At 69.8% G+C, this 18199-nt stretch carries 16 protein-coding genes; 6 read left to right on the forward strand and 10 right to left on the reverse strand.

What is annotated here, in order from left to right; all coding sequences use genetic code 11:
* Positions 1 to 4 precede the first annotated feature (4 nt).
* Together ACFV6V_RS17630 and ACFV6V_RS17635 are read right to left on the reverse strand one after the other, a co-directional pair.
* Positions 5 to 2371, reverse strand: coding sequence for a protein kinase (locus ACFV6V_RS17630; RefSeq protein WP_385565589.1), 2367 nt, complete (start codon positions 2369 to 2371; stop codon positions 5 to 7).
* A gap of 126 nt (positions 2372 to 2497) precedes the next feature.
* On the reverse strand, positions 2498 to 3115 hold the full coding sequence (locus ACFV6V_RS17635) for a CGNR zinc finger domain-containing protein (RefSeq protein WP_385565592.1): 618 nt from the start codon (positions 3113 to 3115) through the stop codon (positions 2498 to 2500).
* Positions 3116 to 3248: 133 nt separating this feature from the next.
* Here ACFV6V_RS17635 and ACFV6V_RS17640 point away from each other — a divergent pair, with 133 nt between their 5' ends.
* Complete coding sequence (locus tag ACFV6V_RS17640; protein WP_385565594.1) at positions 3249 to 3992, forward strand: metallophosphoesterase; 744 nt, start codon at positions 3249 to 3251, stop codon at positions 3990 to 3992.
* A 72-nt stretch (positions 3993 to 4064) separates the two neighbouring features.
* Here the strand turns inward: ACFV6V_RS17640 and ACFV6V_RS17645 are convergent, their stop codons facing one another.
* Positions 4065 to 5771, reverse strand: a complete 1707-nt coding sequence (locus ACFV6V_RS17645) for a glycerol-3-phosphate dehydrogenase/oxidase (RefSeq protein ID WP_361280173.1) — start codon at positions 5769 to 5771, stop codon at positions 4065 to 4067.
* A 255-nt stretch (positions 5772 to 6026) separates the two neighbouring features.
* Here ACFV6V_RS17645 and ACFV6V_RS17650 point away from each other — a divergent pair, with 255 nt between their 5' ends.
* Together ACFV6V_RS17650 and ACFV6V_RS17655 are read left to right on the forward strand one after the other, a co-directional pair.
* Positions 6027 to 7268, forward strand: coding sequence for a nucleotide sugar dehydrogenase (locus ACFV6V_RS17650; RefSeq protein ID WP_385565598.1), 1242 nt, complete (start codon positions 6027 to 6029; stop codon positions 7266 to 7268).
* 95 nt (positions 7269 to 7363) lie between these two features.
* Complete coding sequence (locus ACFV6V_RS17655; protein ID WP_385565600.1) at positions 7364 to 7828, forward strand: hypothetical protein; 465 nt, start codon at positions 7364 to 7366, stop codon at positions 7826 to 7828.
* A gap of 118 nt (positions 7829 to 7946) precedes the next feature.
* Here ACFV6V_RS17655 and ACFV6V_RS17660 read toward each other — a convergent pair whose 3' ends face one another.
* The 4 genes from ACFV6V_RS17660 to ACFV6V_RS17675 form a co-directional block, all read right to left on the reverse strand.
* Positions 7947 to 9071, reverse strand: coding sequence for a GuaB3 family IMP dehydrogenase-related protein (locus ACFV6V_RS17660; RefSeq protein ID WP_385565602.1), 1125 nt, complete (start codon positions 9069 to 9071; stop codon positions 7947 to 7949).
* A 108-nt stretch (positions 9072 to 9179) separates the two neighbouring features.
* The gene (gene guaB, locus ACFV6V_RS17665) at positions 9180 to 10682 is read right to left on the reverse strand and encodes an IMP dehydrogenase (protein ID WP_385565605.1); all 1503 of its coding nucleotides are present in this window, start codon (positions 10680 to 10682) and stop codon (positions 9180 to 9182) included.
* A 128-nt stretch (positions 10683 to 10810) separates the two neighbouring features.
* Positions 10811 to 11398 (reverse strand): sigma-70 family RNA polymerase sigma factor, encoded by a 588-nt coding sequence (locus ACFV6V_RS17670; protein ID WP_385565608.1) that lies wholly within the window; start codon positions 11396 to 11398, stop codon positions 10811 to 10813.
* 361 nt (positions 11399 to 11759) lie between these two features.
* Positions 11760 to 12371, reverse strand: a complete 612-nt coding sequence (locus ACFV6V_RS17675; protein WP_003948568.1) for a response regulator transcription factor — start codon at positions 12369 to 12371, stop codon at positions 11760 to 11762.
* Positions 12372 to 12753: 382 nt separating this feature from the next.
* On the opposite strand from ACFV6V_RS17675, the gene ACFV6V_RS17680 reads away from it, so the two are divergent.
* Positions 12754 to 13083, forward strand: coding sequence for a WhiB family transcriptional regulator (locus ACFV6V_RS17680; RefSeq protein ID WP_361280167.1), 330 nt, complete (start codon positions 12754 to 12756; stop codon positions 13081 to 13083).
* 103 nt (positions 13084 to 13186) lie between these two features.
* On the opposite strand, the gene ACFV6V_RS17685 is transcribed toward ACFV6V_RS17680, so the two are convergent.
* Positions 13187 to 14077, reverse strand: a complete 891-nt coding sequence (locus ACFV6V_RS17685) for a LysR family transcriptional regulator (protein WP_385565612.1) — start codon at positions 14075 to 14077, stop codon at positions 13187 to 13189.
* Between the two features lie 206 nt (positions 14078 to 14283).
* Here ACFV6V_RS17685 and ACFV6V_RS17690 point away from each other — a divergent pair, with 206 nt between their 5' ends.
* Complete coding sequence (locus ACFV6V_RS17690) at positions 14284 to 15066, forward strand: SDR family NAD(P)-dependent oxidoreductase (RefSeq protein WP_385565615.1); 783 nt, start codon at positions 14284 to 14286, stop codon at positions 15064 to 15066.
* 85 nt (positions 15067 to 15151) lie between these two features.
* Positions 15152 to 15844 carry an ester cyclase gene (locus tag ACFV6V_RS17695; protein WP_385565617.1) on the forward strand — a complete coding sequence of 231 codons (693 nt, stop codon included), beginning with the start codon at positions 15152 to 15154 and terminating at the stop codon, positions 15842 to 15844.
* 99 nt (positions 15845 to 15943) lie between these two features.
* On the opposite strand, the gene groL is transcribed toward ACFV6V_RS17695, so the two are convergent.
* Both groL and groES read right to left on the reverse strand, forming a co-directional pair.
* The gene (gene groL / locus ACFV6V_RS17700) at positions 15944 to 17566 is read right to left on the reverse strand and encodes a chaperonin GroEL (protein ID WP_385565620.1); all 1623 of its coding nucleotides are present in this window, start codon (positions 17564 to 17566) and stop codon (positions 15944 to 15946) included.
* A gap of 101 nt (positions 17567 to 17667) precedes the next feature.
* Entirely contained in the window at positions 17668 to 17976 is a 309-nt protein-coding gene (groES, locus tag ACFV6V_RS17705; protein WP_015035628.1) for a co-chaperone GroES, read from the reverse strand.
* Between the last annotated feature and the right edge of the window lie 223 nt (positions 17977 to 18199).

The raw sequence follows: 18199 nt of genomic DNA on the forward strand, positions 1-18199 counted from the left end.
TTGTTCAGGACTTGGGGGCGAACGTGGCGAACGCCGTCTCGCGCAGGGTCGTGCACTCCTTTCCGCCCCACTCGCTCGCCTTGCAGCTGACCATGATCGAGTAGCCGTGGCCCGCGTCGACCTTGAAGCCGCGGTTGAGCACCCGCACGCGCTGTCCGCCCTGGTTGCGCTCGAAGCTCCAGTCGGCGGCGGTCGGGTAGCCCTTGTACTCAACGGACTTGATGCTGAGGGTGTCGTAGCCGTCGCTGCTGGCCGCCACGGCCGCGACCGCCTGCGTCCACGCCAGCTTCGCGTCCCCGCCCGGGCTGCCGGTGAAGTCGACCTGAACCCGGGGGAAGGCACCCTTGGAGGCGTTGAAGATGCCGCCCGAATCCTGTCCCGCGATATCGGTCATCCGGAAGCTCTCCGGCATCGCCATGCTGAAGTGGAACTGGTCGTTCGTCACCATCGTGTATCCGACGGGGATTCCCCCCGCGGGACCACCAGCGGGGTCGTCCGGCTTCGGGCCGCCCGACGGCTGCGTCCCGGCCGAGCTGCCTGCCGTGCCCGGACTCGTACCCGTGCCGCCCTCGGTGTCCTTGCCGCCGTCGACCCCCTGGTCAGGGTCCCCCTTGGTGCCGTTGCCGCTGTCCTGGCCCTGGTTCTTGCCGTCGCCGCCGGAGGTGGCACCGCCGCTGGCCGCGGCGCCGTTGCCCCCCTTGCCCCGGCCGCCGGCCTTGTCGTCGTCGCCGTTGAAGGCGAAGGCGAGCACGGTCGCGAGCACGGCCAGCGCGGCGACCACCGCGATGATCACCAGAGTGCGTCGGGGCACCACGTCGGTGAGCGGCGCCCGCACGGGAGCGGTCCGTGTGCCGGTCGCATCCGGTGCCCCCGTGGGGCCGGGCTCGGGCTTCACCGCCGCGTTCTTCGCCGCCGCGTTCCGCACGGAGCGCAGTGCGCTGCGCACCCGGTCGGCAGCCGCGTCGGCGGCTTCCTTGGTGCGCTCCTTGGTGAGGTTCCTGGCACGCTCCCTGGTGCGGTCCTGCACCGGCGCTCCGGGCTCGGGCGGCAGCGGGGGCAGAGGCACCACTCGCGTCGCTTCGGGGGACGGCTCGGGCACCCGGGCGGGCGGGGCCTCTGGCATCCGGATGACGTCGAGCAGCAGGACACGGGCACCCGCGTCGTCCAGCCGCTGCGCCGGATCCTTGGCCAGGAGACCGTAGATGACCTCCTCCAGCGGGCCCGCGTTCTTCGGCGGGTCCAGCGGCTCGGTCATGACCGCGGTGAGCGTGGCGATCGCCGAGCCCTTGTCGTACGGCGGGCAGCCCTCGACGCTCGCGTACAGCAGACCGCCGAGCGACCAGAGGTCGGCGGCCGGTCCCGGCTTGTGGCCCCGGGCGCGCTCCGGCGAGATGTAGGAGGGCGCACCAACGAGCATGCCGGTGGACGTGATCGACGGGTCGCCTTCCACCTGCGCGATCCCGAAGTCCGTCAGGACGACCCGTCCGTCGGTCTCGATAAGCACGTTGGACGGCTTCACATCGCGGTGCAGGATCCCCTCGCGGTGTGCGGAACGCAGCACGTCGAGGATCGCGAGACCGACCTCAGCCGCCCGGCGTGGCGTCAGGAGACCGTCCTCACGCACCACTTCGGCCAGCGACTTGCCCTCGACCAGCTCCATCACGATCCAGGGACGGTCGTCCTCGTCGACCACGTCGTAGACCGTCACCGCGTTGGCGTTGCGGATCCGGGCGATCGCCTTGGCCTCGCGCAGGGTACGGGTGATGAGGCGGCGCTTCTCGTCCTCGTCGATGCTGCTGGTGAAACGCAGCTCCTTCACCGCGACGGTGCGTCCGAGCATTTCGTCGACGGCCCGCCACACGGTGCCCATGCCGCCGCGCCCGAGCACCCCGCCGAGCCGGTAGCGTCCGCCCAGCAGGCGCCCCTCGGCCGAGGGCTTCATGGCAGCGGCACCACTGCCGGCACTGCGCGCGTGGGTGTCCGTGCCCTTCGCTGCACCGCGCTCGGCCGCCGCTGGCGCCTCGTCCCTGCCTTCGCCCGAGACCTCGGCGCCGTCCTCGCCGGAGTCCGTGGCCCGGTCCGCTTCGGCCCCGGCGTCGCCGCTCCCGGCGTCCGAACCCGCGCCCGCGTCGTCGCCGGCAGTGGCGTCCTTGGCGGCGCCGTCGGCGTGTTCCGCGTCACCGGTCTCGGCGCCCTGGTCCGGCTTGGCGCCCTCCGGGGGCTTCGCGTCCGCCGTCCCCTTGACCGTCTTCTTTCGCGCGTCCGCCCCCGAGCCCCCGTCAGAGCTCTTCGCCACGGCGCCCCGGGCGTCCTGGTCAGTGTCCCGCGAGGGCTCCGGTGCCGTGTCCCGCGACTGCTCCGCCTCCGACATGCGTCCCCTCTGCGATCCCTGATCCCCGCCCGCGTATGCCGCTTCACGCGATGCGGTAGCGCGCCCTGGAAGAGTTCCCATTCTCTCTTATTCCAGGACCGCCGATACTCCCGGGTCCTCCGTGCGTCAGGACGAGGGGGAAGGCCGGTCGGCTGCCATGCGCTGACGCTGGTAGTGGCGGGCTGCCCGGGCGCGGTTTCCGCAGGACGGCTTGCACCATTCCTGCCGTCCGTGGCTCTTGAGGAAGTAGCGCACACAGCGGGGCGCGGAGCAGGCACGCAACTGCAGCCGCTGCGGGCCGCTCAGGAAGTCGACGGCAGCGCGGGCCAGGGCCGCCATGAGCCGGATCCTCGGATCGTGATCCGTCGGCAGCAGACGGGCCACGGGAGCCCCTTCCGGCGGCCAGTCCAGCCGCGGGACGACTGCTTCACGAGCGGCGACCGCGTTGAGGTGGGCCAACGCCTGCTCGGCCGATGGCAGTTGACATGCGTCCGCCGCGCTCGGGGGAGCAGGGCTGACCGCCTTGGCGAACAAGGCCCGGACCGCCCTTCGCAGCTCGGTGATCTCGCCCCAGAGGGCTTCGTCCGCCACGCACTCCCCGACCCGCAGGTGGACGGGCAGCAGGTCCGTCTGCGCCTGGATCCAGCGGGTCGCGCCCTGTGCCGTGGCGAGGTCGTCCGTGACGCCGCCGTCCCCGTCGTGGCGGATGGTGCTCGCCAGTTCCAGCGCCAGCCAGCGCTCCATCAGGTCTCCCTCCCCTCAGGCTGCCGCTACTTGATCACATTCCCGTGGACACCCTAGAGTCCCTAACGGCAAAACAGAAGATTCCGTTAGATGCCACGACGGACGACGGAGCCGCCGCAGAGGGGGACGCACCATGACGTTGTTGCTGGCACAGATCAGCGACCTGCACCTGGACGGCAGCGAGCGGAGCACCCAGCGCGCCGAACGCGTCCTGGACCACCTGCGGGCCCTGCCCCGCCCCGTCGATGCCCTCCTGGTCACCGGGGACATCGCCGATCACGGCGCGGAAGCCGAATACGAGGAAGCGGCCCGCATCCTGACGGTCCCTTTCCCGGTGCTCACCTGCCCCGGCAACCACGACGCGCGTGCTGCCTACCGCAAGGCCCTGCTCGGTGAGACTCCCGGCGATGACCCCATCAACCGGATCCATCACATCAACGGGGTCGCCATCCTGATGTGCGACTCGACGATCCCCGGCCGCGACGAGGGCCGCCTCGACACCCGGACACTCGACTGGATCGACACCCAGCTCACCGGACTGCCCCGGGACACCCCGGCGCTGATCGCGTTCCACCAGCCGCCGGTCGAACTCCACCACCCGCTGCCCGACTCCGGGATGCTCGAACAGCCCGGACAGCTGGCCGCCTTGCTGGACGCGCACCCGCGGGTGGCCGCCGTCCTGACCGGGCACGCCCACACCGCCGCCGCCTCGACCTTCGCGGCCCGCCCCCTGATCGTCGGACCGGCCGTCACCTGGACCCTGCGCATGCCCTGGGAAGGCGACCGTCCCGCAGACCGCGACCAGCCGCCCGGCCTCGCCTTTCACATCCTGGGCGAGGACCGGCGCCTGACCACGCACTACCGCGTCGTGCTCTGACGAAGGCCCCCGACGCGGCACCCGGCCGTGCCGGGGCCTGACGGCTGTCCCGCAATCCCCAGCGGGCGCACCTCAGATCGGGACGATGTCGGGCGCTCCGAGCCGTGCCGCGTCGGCCGTCAGGTCGTCCGGCTGACGCTGGGACTCCCGCTCGGCCTCCACCCGCTTCTCGTAGTGCTCGACTTCCTTCTGGATCTGCTCCTTGTCCCAGCCGAGCACCGGCGCCATCAGCTCCGCGCACTCCCGGGCACTGCGCGCGCCCCGGTCGAAGGTCTCGATGGAGATCCTCGTACGCCGGGTGAGGACGTCATCCAGATGGCGGGCGCCCTCGTGGGACGCGGCGTACACGACCTCGGCCCGCAGATAGTCGTCGGCGGCGGCGAGCGGCTCGCCGAGCCCGGGGTCCTTCGCTATGAGGTCCAGCACCTCCTCGGTCATGGAGCCGAAGCGGTTCAGCAGGTGCTCCACCCGGGCGACATGGATGCCGGTGCTCTCGGCGATCCTCACCCGCGCGTTCCACAGCGCCCGGTAGCCCTCGGCGCCCATCAGGGGCACATCCTCCGTGACGCAGGGCGCCACCCGCTGGTCCAGGCCGTGCACGGCCTCGTCCACGGCGTCCTTCGCCATCACCCGGTACGTCGTGTACTTGCCGCCGGCGACGACGACCAGGCCGGGGGCCGTATGGGTCACCGTGTGCTCGCGGCTGAGCTTGCTCGTGGCCTCCGACTCGCCCGCGAGCAGCGGGCGCAGTCCCGCGTACACCCCCTGGACGTCATCGCGGCTCAGCGGCACGGCCAGCACGGAGTTGACGTGCTCCAGCAGATAGTCGATATCGGCGCTGGAGGCCGCGGGGTGCGCCTTGTCCAGGTCCCAGTCGGTGTCCGTGGTCCCGACGATCCAATGCCGGCCCCAGGGAATGACGAAGAGCACGGACTTCTCGGTCCGCAGGATCAGCCCGGTGGTGGAGTGGATCCGGTCCTTGGGCACCACCAGGTGGATGCCCTTGGAAGCCCTGACGTGGAACTGGCCGCGCTCACCGATCAGCGCCTGGGTGTCGTCCGTCCACACCCCGGTGGCATTGACGATCTGCTTCGCCCTGACCTCGTACTCCCCGCCCGCCTCCACGTCCTGCACCCGGGCGCCGACGACCCGCTCGCCCTCCCGCAGGAAGCCGACCACCCGTGCCCGGCTGGCGACCTGGGCGCCGTAGCTCGCCGCGGTGCGCACAAGTGTGGCCACGAAGCGGGCGTCATCCATCTGGGCGTCGTAGTACTGCAAGGCACCCACCAGGGCGTCCTTGCGCAGACAGGGCGCGACACGCAGGGCGTGCGTACGGCTGAGGTGGCGGTGGACGGGCAGACCGCGGCCATGGCCCGATGACACCGACATCGCGTCGTACAGCGCGACGCCCGATCCGGCGTAGAGCCGCTCCCAGCCCCTGTGCTGGAGCGGATACAGGAAGGGGACGGGCCGTACCAGGTGCGGTGCGAGCCGCTCCAGCAGCAGCCCGCGCTCCTTGAGTGCCTCCCGGACCAGCGCGAAGTCCAGCATCTCCAGGTAGCGCAGCCCGCCGTGGATGAGCTTGCTGGATCTGCTGGAGGTGCCCGACGCCCAGTCGCGGGCCTCCACCAGCCCGGTGGAGAGTCCGCGTGTCGCGGCGTCCAGCGCGGTGCCGGCACCGACCACTCCCGCGCCGACCACCAGCACGTCCAGCTCGCGCTCCGCCATCGTGGCCAGTGCCTCGGCACGCTGGGCGGGCCCCAGTGTCGCTGTCCTCACGGCTGCCTCCCGTCGCCCCCATTGGGTGGGACTCACACCTCGATTCTGTCCGCACTCCCCCGCTTCAGCCACCGCCTGTGGACAACACTCGGAGGGCCAGCGCCGCGCAATGCCATATTTCGGTCATATTTACTCCTAGTCTGACATTGCGCTGGCTTGTTCTGGCTCGCCCTGGCTCGTCCGTCCACAGAACTTGCGAGCAGCGTTCCCTTCGGCTACAGGAGCTTCGGCTACCGGGAAGGACGGCTCACCGCCATGCCCGCAGATCTCGCCGTCATCGGACTAGGCCACCTCGGACTGCCGCTCGCCCACGCGGCCGTGACCGCCGGCATCCAGACCATCGGTTACGACACCGATCCGCGCACCGTCGCCGAACTGGCCGCGGGGCGCCCGCCGGTGGACGGCTCACTCAGTGCCGCCGACCTCCGCCGCATGCTCGCGGGCGGATTCCGGCCCACGACCGACCCCGGCCAGCTCGGCCGCGTCCGCACGGCCGTCATCTGCGCCCCCACCCCCCTCGGCGCCGACCGGGCCCCCGACCTGACGGCCGTCGACGAGGCCGCCCGTGCCCTGGCCGCACGACTGCGCCCGCACACCACCGTGGTACTGGAATCCGCGGTCCCGCCCGGCACCACGGAGAGCCGTCTGCGGACCGTTCTCGAAGCCGGATCAGGACTCCGGGCGGGCCATGACTTCGCGCTCGCCCACTCCCCGAGCCGAATCGACCCCGGCGACCGTTCCCCCGGCTGCGCCGCGATCCCCAGAGTGATCGGCGGTCTCACACCGGCCTGCACCGAAGCCGCCGCCGCGTTCTACGGGCGCATCACCGACAAGGTGGTCAGGGCACGCGGACCACGCGAGGCGGAGACCGTCAGGGTGCTCGAAACCAACTTCCGGCATGTCAACATCGCCCTCGTCAACGAGATGGCGGTCCTCTGCCATGACCTCGGCGTCGATCTGTGGGACGTCATCCGCTGTGCCGAGACCAGGCCGTTCGGCTTCCAGGCATTCCGGCCGGGGCCCGGCGTCGGCGGGCACGGCATCCCCGTGGACACCATCGGCACACACCGGCCCCTGAGCCTGGTCGAGCTGGCCGGCCGGATCAACGACAGCATGCCGGGGTACGTGATCCAGCGCTGCGCCGCGCTGCTCAACGAACACGGGAAGTCCGTACGCGGCGCACGCGTACTCCTCCTCGGAGTCACCTACAAGGCGGATCTCGCCGACCTCGCGGGCTCTCCCGCACCCGAGCTCGCCGGGCGGCTACGGGAGCTGGGCGCGTCCGTCAGCTACCACGACCCGTACATCTCCGACTGGCGCGTCCAGGACCACCCTGTCCCCCGCGCGGACTTCCTCTACGAAGCCGCGGCAGACGCCGATCTGACAATCCTTCTCCAGCACCATCGCACCTATGACCTCCAGGGTCTGTCGGTGAAGGCCCAGTTGCTGCTGGACACCAGGGGGGTGACCCCGGCAGGCGCTGCGCACCGCCTCTGAATCCCGATGAGCGTTGTCGCACGAAGGTGCTAGCCTCCAACGCCGCTTGTCGCACATTCGTGCGCTCTTATCTCAACTCATGGGGGAACTTCAGCATGTCCGCATCCATGCCACCGTCCGGCAACCCGTTCGCCACCGCCACCGCACCGGCGCCGACACCGGCCCGTGGCAACGTCGCCCTCGGGCTGCTGGCCGCGCTCGTCGCGGCACTCGTCGCGGCCGCGGCCTACGGCGGCATCGCCGGGGGCATCGAGCGGGAGATCGGCTACGCGGCCATCGGCGTCGGCTTCCTCGTGGGCTTCGCCGCGGCGAAGGTGGGCGGGCGCAACCCGGTGCTGCCCGTCGTGAGTGCCGCGCTCTCGCTTGGCGCGGTCTACCTGGGGCAGCTTCTCGCGATCGCGATCATCCTGTCCAAGACGTCGGGCGTCTCCCTGCTGGACACGTTCCTCGACAGCTTCAGCCTGTTGACGGGGATCTGGGGCGAGAGCCAGGACTTCATGACCTACGTCTTCTTCGCGATGGCCGCGCTCGCGGCGTTCGGCGGCGCGAAGAAGGCGTGACCGACGCTTTGCGGGCGGGGCCGCGGGGTGCCCACACCCCGTAGGCCCGCCGTCACCTGGGCCACGAGGCCCGTCGGTGCGGGGCGGGCCCGAGAGCCCACCCCCGCACCGCGCAGCGTCAGCGCTGGTGCTGGGAGTCCGCCACGGTCACCTCGACCCGCTGGAACTCCTTCAGCTCGCTGTAGCCCGTCGTCGCCATCGCGCGCCTCAACGCACCGAAGAAGTTCATCGAGCCGTCCGGGCTGTGCGAGGGACCCGTAAGGATCTCCTCCGTCGTACCGACAATGCCCAGGTCGACGAGCTTTCCGCGCGGGACGTCCTCGTGGACGGCCTCCATGCCCCAGTGGTGGCCCCGCCCGGGGGCGTCGGTGGCGCGGGCGAGGGGAGAGCCCATCATCACGGCGTCCGCGCCGCAGGCCACGGCCTTGGGGAGGTCGCCCGACCAGCCGACACCACCGTCCGCGATGACGTGGACGTAGCGGCCACCGGACTCGTCCATGTAGTCGCGGCGCGCCGCGGCGACGTCCGCGACCGCGGTGGCCATCGGGACCCGGATGCCCAGCACATTCCGCGTGGTGTGCGCGGCGCCGCCGCCGAAGCCGACCAGGACGCCCGCCGCACCCGTGCGCATCAGGTGCAGCGCGGCGGTGTAGGTGGCGCAGCCGCCGACGATGACCGGGACGTCGAGTTCGTAGATGAACTGCTTGAGGTTGAGCGGCTCGGCGGCTCCCGAGACATGCTCGGCGGAGACGGTCGTCCCGCGGATGACGAAGATGTCCACACCCGCGTCGACGACGGCCTTGGAGAACTGGGCGGTCCGCTGCGGCGACAGCGCCGCGGCCGTGACGACCCCGGCATCACGGACCTCCTTGAGGCGCTGCCCGATCAGCTCTTCCTTGATCGGCGCGGCGTAGATCTCCTGGAGACGACGGGTCGCGCTCTCGGTGGGCAGCTCCGCGATCTCGTCCAGCAGCGGCTGCGGGTCCTCGTGGCGGGTCCACAGACCCTCGAGGTTCAGCACGCCCAGGCCGCCCAGCTCGCCGATGCGGATCGCGGTCTGCGGCGAGACGACCGAGTCCATCGGGGCGGCGAGGAAGGGCAGTTCAAATCGGTAGGCATCGATCTGCCACGCGATCGAGACCTCCTTCGGGTCCCGGGTACGCCGGCTCGGTACGACGGCGATGTCGTCGAACGCGTACGCCCTGCGGCCGCGCTTGCCGCGCCCGATCTCGATCTCAGTCACGATGTGTGGCCTTTCCCTCTACGTCTGCGCCTACCAGTATCCCCGACGCATACGCCAGGGGCGGTTCCGGGAATCCCCGGAACCGCCCCTGGCGAAACGAAACCGTCGCTACTTCCTGCTGTAGTTCGGCGCCTCGACTGTCATCTGGATGTCGTGCGGGTGGCTCTCCTTGAGCCCTGCGGACGTGATCCGTACGAACCGGCCGTGCTCCTGGAGCTCAGGCACCGTCTGGCCGCCGACGTAGAACATCGACTGACGCAGACCGCCGACCAGCTGGTGGACGACCGCGGAGAGCGGGCCACGGTAGGGCACCTGACCCTCGATGCCCTCGGGCACCAGCTTCTCGTCGGACGCGACGCCCTCCTGGAAGTAGCGGTCCTTGGAGAAGGAGCGCTGCTCACCACGGGACTGCATGGCCCCGAGCGAGCCCATGCCGCGGTACGACTTGAACTGCTTGCCGTTGATGAACAGCAGCTCGCCGGGCGACTCCTCACAGCCGGCGAGCAGTGAGCCGAGCATCACCGTGTCGGCCCCGGCGACCAGGGCCTTGGCGATGTCGCCGCTGTACTGGAGGCCACCGTCGCCGATCACCGGAACGCCCGCCGCCTTGGCCGCGAGGGACGCCTCGTAGATCGCGGTGACCTGCGGGACGCCGATACCGGCGACGACCCGGGTGGTGCAGATCGAGCCCGGGCCGACACCGACCTTGATGCCGTCGACACCGGCATCGATGAGTGCCTGGGCGCCGTCGCGGGTCGCGACATTGCCGCCGATCACATCGATCGAGGCATTGGACTTGATCTTGGCGACCATGTCGCCGACGAGCTTGGAGTGGCCATGGGCCGTGTCCACGACGATGAAGTCGACACCGGCCTCGATCAGGGCCTGGGCACGCTCGAACGCGTCGCCCGCGACGCCGACCGCCGCGCCCACGATGAGCCGGCCGTTCTTGTCCTTCGCCGCCTGGGGGTACTTCTCCGCCTTGACGAAGTCCTTGACCGTGATCAGGCCCTTGAGGATGCCGTGGTCGTCGACGAGCGGCAGCTTCTCGATCTTGTGCCGGCGCAGCAGCTCCATGGCGTCCACGCCGGAGATGCCGACCTTGCCGGTGACCAGCGGCATCGGGGTCATGACGTCCCGCACCTGCTGCGAGCGGTCGGTCTCGAAGGCCATGTCGCGGTTGGTGACGATGCCCAGCAGCTTGCCCGCCTGGTCGGTGACCGGGACACCGCTGATGCGGAACTTGCCGCAGATGGCGTCGGCCTCGGCCAGCGTGGCGTCCGGGTTCACCGTGACCGGGTCGGTGACCATGCCGGACTCGGAGCGCTTGACCAGGTCGACCTGGTTGGCCTGACCGGCGATGGAGAGATTGCGGTGCAGCACGCCCACGCCGCCCTGGCGGGCCATGGCGATGGCCATCCGGGACTCGGTGACCTTGTCCATGGCGGCCGACAGCAGTGGGATGTTGACCCGGACATTCCTCGAGACGAACGAGGAGGTGTCGATCTGGTCGGGCGCCATGTCGGACGCGCCCGGCAGCAGGAGCACATCGTCGTAGGTCAGCCCGAGTGTCGCGAATTTCTCGGGCACTCCGTCGACGTTGGCAGTCATGACACCTTCCCCAGATGGCCTTGCTCGGTGCGGATGTCCATGCTAACGGGATCCGCCCGTGTCTCATTCCACGATCAAGATCACAGAGCAGCTTTGTGTGTTCATACGTTCATGAGGGGCTGTCGCACTCACTGCTCGGCGAGTGCCCGCAGCCTGCTGAGCGCCCGGTGCTGCGCCACCCGCACGGCCCCCGGGGACATCCCCAGCATCTGCCCGGTCTCCTCGGCGGTCAGCCCGACGGCGACCCGGAGCAGCAGCAGTTCCCGCTGGTTCTCCGGCAGGTTGGCGAGCAGCCGCTTGGCCCACTCCGCATCGTCGCTGAGCAGCGCCCGTTCCTCGGGGCCAAGTGAGTCGTCCGGGCGTTCGGGCATCTCGTCGGACGGCACGGCCGTGGAGCCCGGGTGCCGCATGGCGGCCCGCTGGAGATCGGCCACCTTGTGCGCGGCGATCGCGAAGACGAACGCTTCGAACGGCTTGCCCGTGTCCCGGTAGCGCGGCAGCGCCATCAAGACGGCGACACAGACCTCCTGCGCGAGGTCCTCCACGAAGTGACGGGCATCACCGGGCAGTCGGCTGAGCCGCGTGCGGCAGTAGCGCAGGGCGAGCGGGTGCACATGCGCGAGCAGATCGTGTGTCGCCTGCTCATCGCCGTCCACGGCGCGCAGTACGAGTGCACCGATCACCCCGCGGGCATTCACCGCCTCGTCGTTGCGCATCGATCCATGGTGCCTTGACTGCCATTGATCCGTGGCACCGCGTCCATAGTTGTGCACCGAAGCGTTATGAGCAGGTGCGCCGGATGTCATCTCCTGCGCCCTCCCCTTGCGCTCGACCGACCTGTCCCCGAGAACCTCCACACCTCAAGCATGCGGCATCCCGCGGGAAACATGTGCCCTCGGGCCGGGATCGCCACGCCCGCCGATGGGTGGGCGTGGGCGATGCCACTCCTGGCGCCGCCCACGGAGCCACGCTACGCGCCACGTCCGGCCCCCCCCTCGCTGGCCGCGCCCCCCACCGCGAGGGGCGCGCACCATGAGCCTGCTCGCCGGGCACGGGCCCGGCCTCACCAGGCACGGCTCAGCGAACCAGGCCCCAGCGGAAGCCGAGCGCCACCGCGTGCGCCCGGTCGGAGGCACCCAGCTTCTTGAACAGTCGCCTGGCGTGGGTCTTCACCGTGTCCTCGGAGAGGAACAGCTCCCGCCCGATCTCGGCGTTCGACCGACCGTGGCTCATACCTTCGAGCACCTGGATCTCACGCGCGGTGAGCGTGGGCGCAGCGCCCATCTCCGCCGAGCGCAGTCTGCGCGGGGCAAGCCGCCAGGTCGGGTCGGCCAGCGCCTGGGTCACCGTGGCCCGCAGCTCGGCGCGCGAGGCGTCCTTGTGCAGATAGCCACGGGCGCCGGCCGCGACGGCGAGCGCGACGCCGTCCAGGTCCTCGGCGACCGTGAGCATGATGATCCGGGCACCGGGGTCGGCGGAAAGCAGCCGACGGACCGTCTCGACGCCGCCCAGTCCGGGCATGCGTACGTCCATCAGAATCAGGTCCGAGCGGTCGGCGCCCCATCGGCGGAGGACTTCCTCGCCGTTGGCCGCGGTCGTCACACGCTCTACGCCGGGCACGGTTGCGACCGCGCGGCGGAGCGCCTCTCGGGCGAGCGGGGAGTCGTCGCAGACGAGGACGGATGTCATGGCCGCCCTCCGCAGCTGATGCGCGTCACCTTGAGCCTCCAGGCTGGTTACGTATCGTCACCTGTGCGGTTGACGCACCCGGATTTCTGCCCGAGTGCTTGTTCTCTCAACCGCCTCCGCACTCTCAACGACGGTCACTCGAAAGAGTTACGGGTGCGATGGGCGCCTTCGGCACTCTACGTGAGGAGCCGCGCACGGAGGAGAGCAACACGGCTCACCAGCGACTCTGACGGTCTCTATGCCCCATTTAGCGGCTTTTCTTCCCTTTTGCTGGTGTCTGTGGCTAGATTCGCAATGAGTCATATTTACATCTACTAACACCGTAGATGTACGGTCAGAGCTTCAGGCATCCACTCAGCACGGTTACAAGGGGACATGCGCTATGGCAGATTTCTCCCGCCTTCCCGGACCGAACGCCGATCTGTGGGACTGGCAGCTGCTCGCGGCATGCCGTGGGGTAGACAGCTCACTCTTCTTCCATCCCGAAGGGGAACGCGGCGCAGCGAGAAGCGCACGCGAGAACTCGGCGAAAGAGGTCTGCATGAGGTGTCCGGTGCGTGCGGAGTGCGCGGCGCACGCGCTGGCGGTGCGGGAGCCCTACGGGGTGTGGGGCGGACTGACGGAGGACGAACGCGAGGAGCTCATGGGGCGGGCACGGAACCGGCTGATCCCGGCATCGAGCGCAGGCGGTGCCACCGGCGGCCATACCTGACCCGCCGAGCCGAGAACATACGAAGAAACGTTCCTGCACGGGCGCCTGTTCGCGCCTGGGCATGCGTCTGCCATGCGCGCGCACCATCCGGTGCGGCGCCGCCTCAGCGTGCCGCGGCGACGGCAAGCTGCTCCAGCGTGGCGGCCACCGCGGGCACCTGAGCCAGGTCGGGAAGAGTCAGCGCGACGATCTCGCGGTGCACGGCGGGCTCCACCGTGACCACGCCGACCCGCTTGGGGAGCACGGACTCCAGAGCGAGCTCGGGCAGTACGGCCACGCCGAGACCCGCGCCGACGAGTCCGACCACGGCCGGGTAGTCGTCCGTGGCGAAATCGATCCTGGGGGTGAACCCCGACTCCTCGCAGACGGCGACGAGCTGGCGGCGGCAGCGCGGGCAGCCCGCGATCCAGGGCTCGTCCGCCAGATCCGCGATCGCCACCGCACCGGCTCCGGCCAGCCTGTGCCCCTCGGGGACCAGCCCTACGAGCCGGTCGCCCAGCAGCGGCCGGATCACCAGGTCATCCCACTCCGTACCCGCGTCGCCGTAGCGGAAGGCCAGGGCCACATCGGCGTCGCCCTCGCGCAGCATCGCCTCCGAGCGCGGCGGCTCCGCCTCGACGAGCGAGACCCGGGTGCCGGGGTGCGCCGCACGCAGGGCGGCGAGCGCGGCCGGCACCAGAGTCGAGTTGGCGCTCGGGAACGACACCAGCCGGACCCGCCCCGCGCGCAGTCCCGCGATCGCCGCGACCTCCTCCTCCGCCGCGGTGAGCCCGGCGAGAATGCCAGCGGCGTGGCGCACCAGCGCCTCACCGGCCTGGGTGAGCCGCATCTCGCGACCGGTCCGGACCAGCAGGGGTGTGCCGGCCGAGGTTTCGAGCGCCTTCATCTGCTGACTGACGGCGGGCTGGGTGCAGCCCAGTTCGCGGGCCGCGGCCGAGAAGGAGCCGGTGGCGGCGACGGTGCGCAGGATGCGCAGATGGCGGGCTTCGATCACACCCGTAAGCATAAGCTTTGCTTGCATTACGGTCGATCCGCTCAACGGATGCTTTGAGATTGCTTTCAGGGGACGGCAAGCCGCCGCCGTTCCGGTGATTCACCCGAACGACGGCATCACCGTCCCGCGGCCGACACCCTTGGCCGGCGCCGTGGGCCGGATCGCCCGTATGCCGCACATACGCGAGGGGCACTAACGTGCCGTACATGACGACAGCACTCATCACCGGCGCGACCGCTGGCATCGGCGCCGCGTTCGCGCGGCGCCTGGCGGCGGACGGACACGATCTGGTCCTGGTGGCCCGCGACACCAAGCGGCTCCAGGAGCAGGCGACCGAACTGCACGACCGGCACGGCATCGAGGCCGAGGTGCTGACCGCGGACCTGGCGGAGGACGCGGGCATCGAGTCGGTCGAGGCACGGCTAGGCGACCACAGGCGCCCGGTGGACCTGCTGGTGAACAACGCCGGGTTCGGCAACAAGGGGCGCTATCTCGAAGTGCCCATGCCCGATGAGCTGCGGATGCTGAAGGTGCACTGCGAGGCAGTGCTGCGGCTGACGTCGGCGGCTGCCGGGCCGATGCGCGAGCGCGGCCGTGGCGGGGTGGTCAATGTGGCATCGGTGGCGGCGTTCGTGCCCCGGGGCACGTACGGGGCCTCCAAGGCATGGGTCGTGCAGTTCACCCAGGGCGCGGCCCGCGATCTCGCTGGCACGGGGGTGCGACTGATGGCGCTGTGCCCCGGTTTCGTACGCACCGAGTTCCACGAGCGAGCCGGGATGGGGACCGGCAACATCCCCGGATGGATGTGGCTGGACCCCGACAAGCTGGTGTCCACGGCGCTGTCCGATCTGGCGCGCGGCAAGTCTCTTTCCGTCCCCGACCCTCGCTACAAGGCACTGATGGGTGTGGTGAAACTGACGCCCCGAGGGCTCCTGGGCGGGTTCAGTTCGCGGGCGGGCCGCAAGTACGGGCCCGGCGGAGACCACTGACCGGAGTCCATCAGCACTGACCCGGTCCGAGTTGTATGCATATCACTAAAATGGGCGTATCCCCGTGACTCCGTAGGGAGACGCCATGACGTTCGTACAAATGATCGACTGCAAGACGGACCGCCTGGACGAGCTCAACCAGCTCCTGGACATCTGGGTCGAGCAGACCGGAGGCAAGCGCACCGCGACCCACAGCCTGGTCACCAGGGACCGCTCGGACTCGACCCATGTCATCGAGTTCGTCGAATTCCCCTCGTACGAAGACGCGATGAGGAACTCGAACCTGCCCGAGACCGACCGGAACTTCGAGAAGATGGTGGCGCTGTGCGACGGCATGCCCAGCTTCACCGATCTGGACGTGGTCAGGGACGAGCAGCTCAACAAGGGGGCCAGCCGCAGGTTCTTCCTGGACTGCATCTCGGAGAACCCGGAGCTGCTGCGCGAGCTGCTGACGTACGACTACCGGGACCACGATCCGTCCAACCCGGCCGACCTCGTGGGCATCGACGCCTTCCTGCGCGAGGTCGCCCAGTGGAGCGCCGGGTTCGATTTCACCTTCGAGCTCGAGGACCAGATCGCCGAAGGCGACCGCGTCACCACCCGCTGGACCTGGCACGGCCTGCACAACGGGCAGTTCATGGGCGTCGAGCCGACCAGCAGGCAGTGCACCATGACCGGCACGACCACCCACCGGTTCCGGGAGGGCATGATCTGCGAGGCCTGGTGGCAGTACGACCGGCTGGGCCTGATGGGGCAGCTCGGCGTGCTGGAGATGTAGTCGTGCGCACGGGCACGCACCTACGGCATGAGCCCCCGCTCCCGTGCGGGAGCGAGGGCTCGTGCGCTACTGAGCAGCGGGGCCGCTCAGCGGCTCAGCTCAGTGGGAGTGGCCGTGGCCGTGGCCCGCGTCGGCCGGCTCCTCTTCCTTCTTCTCCACCACGAGGGTCTCGGTGGTGAGCAGCAGGGAGGCGATCGACGCGGCGTTCTCCAGCGCGGAGCGGGTGACCTTGACCGGGTCGATGACGCCGGCCTTCACCAGGTCGCCGTACTCACCGGTCGCGGCGTTGAAGCCCTGACCCTTCTCCAGCTCCGCCACCTTCGCGGTGATGACGTAGCCCTCGAGGCCGGCGTTCTCGGCGATCCAGCGCAGCGGCTCCACGGCGGCGCGGCGGACGACCGCGACACCGGTGGCCTCGTCGCCGTCCTTGCCGAGGTTGCCCTCGAGCACCTTGACGGCGTGGACCAGCGCGGAGCCACCACCGGAGACGATGCCCTCCTCGACCGCGGCGCGGGTCGCGGAGATGGCGTCCTCCAGACGGTGCTTCTTCTCCTTCAGCTCCACCTCGGTGGCGGCGCCGACCTTGATCACGCACACGCCGCCGGCCAGCTTCGCGAGGCGCTCCTGGAGCTTCTCGCGGTCCCAGTCGGAGTCCGTGCTCTCGATCTCGGCCTTGATCTGCGCGACGCGGCCGGCCACGTCCCCGCTCTTGCCGCCACCGTCGACGACCGTGGTGTCGTCCTTGGTGATGGTGACCCGGCGGGCGGTGCCCAGCACGTCCAGACCCGCCTGGTCGAGCTTGAGGCCGACCTCCTCGGCGATGACGGTGGCACCGGTGAGGGTGGCCATGTCCTGGAGCATCGCCTTGCGGCGGTCACCGAAGCCGGGAGCCTTGACCGCGACCGCGTTGAAGGTGCCGCGGATCTTGTTGACGACGAGCGTGGACAGGGCCTCGCCCTCGACGTCCTCGGCGATGATCAGCAGCGGCTTGGAGCCACCGGACTGGATGATCTTCTCCAGCAGCGGCAGCAGGTCCGTGATCGCGGAGATCTTGCCCTGGTGGATCAGGATGTACGGGTCGTCGAGGACGGCCTCCATACGCTCCGGGTCGGTCACCATGTACGGCGACAGGTAGCCCTTGTCGAAGGCCATGCCCTCGGTGAAGTCCAGCTCCAGACCGAAGGTGTTGGACTCCTCGACGGTGATGACACCGTCCTTGCCGACCTTGTCCATCGCCTCGGCGATGAGCTCGCCGACCTGCTGGTCCTGGGCGGACAGCGCGGCGACGGCGGCGATGTCGGACTTCTCCTCGATCGGACGCGCGGTGGCGATCAGCTCGTCGGAGACAGCCTTGACGGCGGCGTCGATGCCCTTCTTCAGGGCGGCCGGGGATGCGCCGGCGGCGACGTTGCGCAGACCCTCGCGGACCAGGGCCTGGGCGAGCACGGTGGCGGTGGTGGTGCCGTCACCCGCGATGTCGTTGGTCTTGGTCGCCACCTCCTTCACCAGCTGGGCACCGAGGTTCTCGTACGGGTCCTCGATCTCCACCTCACGGGCGATGGTGACACCGTCGTTGGTGATGGTGGGGGCGCCGAACTTCTTGTCGATCACGACGTTGCGGCCCTTGGGGCCGATCGTCACCTTGACCGTGTCGGCAAGCTTGTTGACGCCGCGCTCAAGGGCGCGACGGGCGTCCTCGTCGAACTTCAGGATCTTCGCCATGGAGCTTCTCAAGTCCTCTCAAAACGAACCGCGCCCCGGGCCACCCGGCTACTGAGGACACGGGGGCCAGGGGCGCGGCTCAATGCAAAACTGCCGGTGAATTACTTCTCGACGATCGCGAGCACGTCGCGGGCCGAGAGGACGAGGTACTCCTCGCCGTTGTACTTCACCTCGGTGCCGCCGTACTTGCTGTAGAGCACGACATCGCCGGTCTTGACGTCGAGCGGCAGACGCTCGCCGTTCTCGAAGCGGCCCGGGCCGACGGCCAGGACGACGCCCTCCTGGGGCTTCTCCTTGGCAGTGTCCGGGATGACCAGGCCAGAGGCCGTGGTCTGCTCGGCGTCGAGCGGCTGGACCACAATGCGGTCCTCGAGCGGCTTGATGGCAACCTTGGAGCTGGTGGTCGTCACGATCCGACCTCCCCCTTCGGAGATCTCACGGGGTTTACTGTCTGAGGTGGCGACCAGGTGGATCCGTCGTCGCGGGTGCCGGACCTGCCCGTCGCTGTGTTGGCACTCTCCTGCGGGGAGTGCCAGAGCCGAGACTATGACTGCGATTAGCACTCGGTCAAGCGGAGTGCCAATCAACCCCCGTGTGGCGGTCGCTCCCGTTCACTCCCCGGGTCTCTCCCGG

Origin of the sequence: Streptomyces sp. NPDC059828, from assembly GCF_042731955.1 — a bacterium.
Lineage (GTDB): Bacteria > Actinomycetota > Actinomycetes > Streptomycetales > Streptomycetaceae > Streptomyces.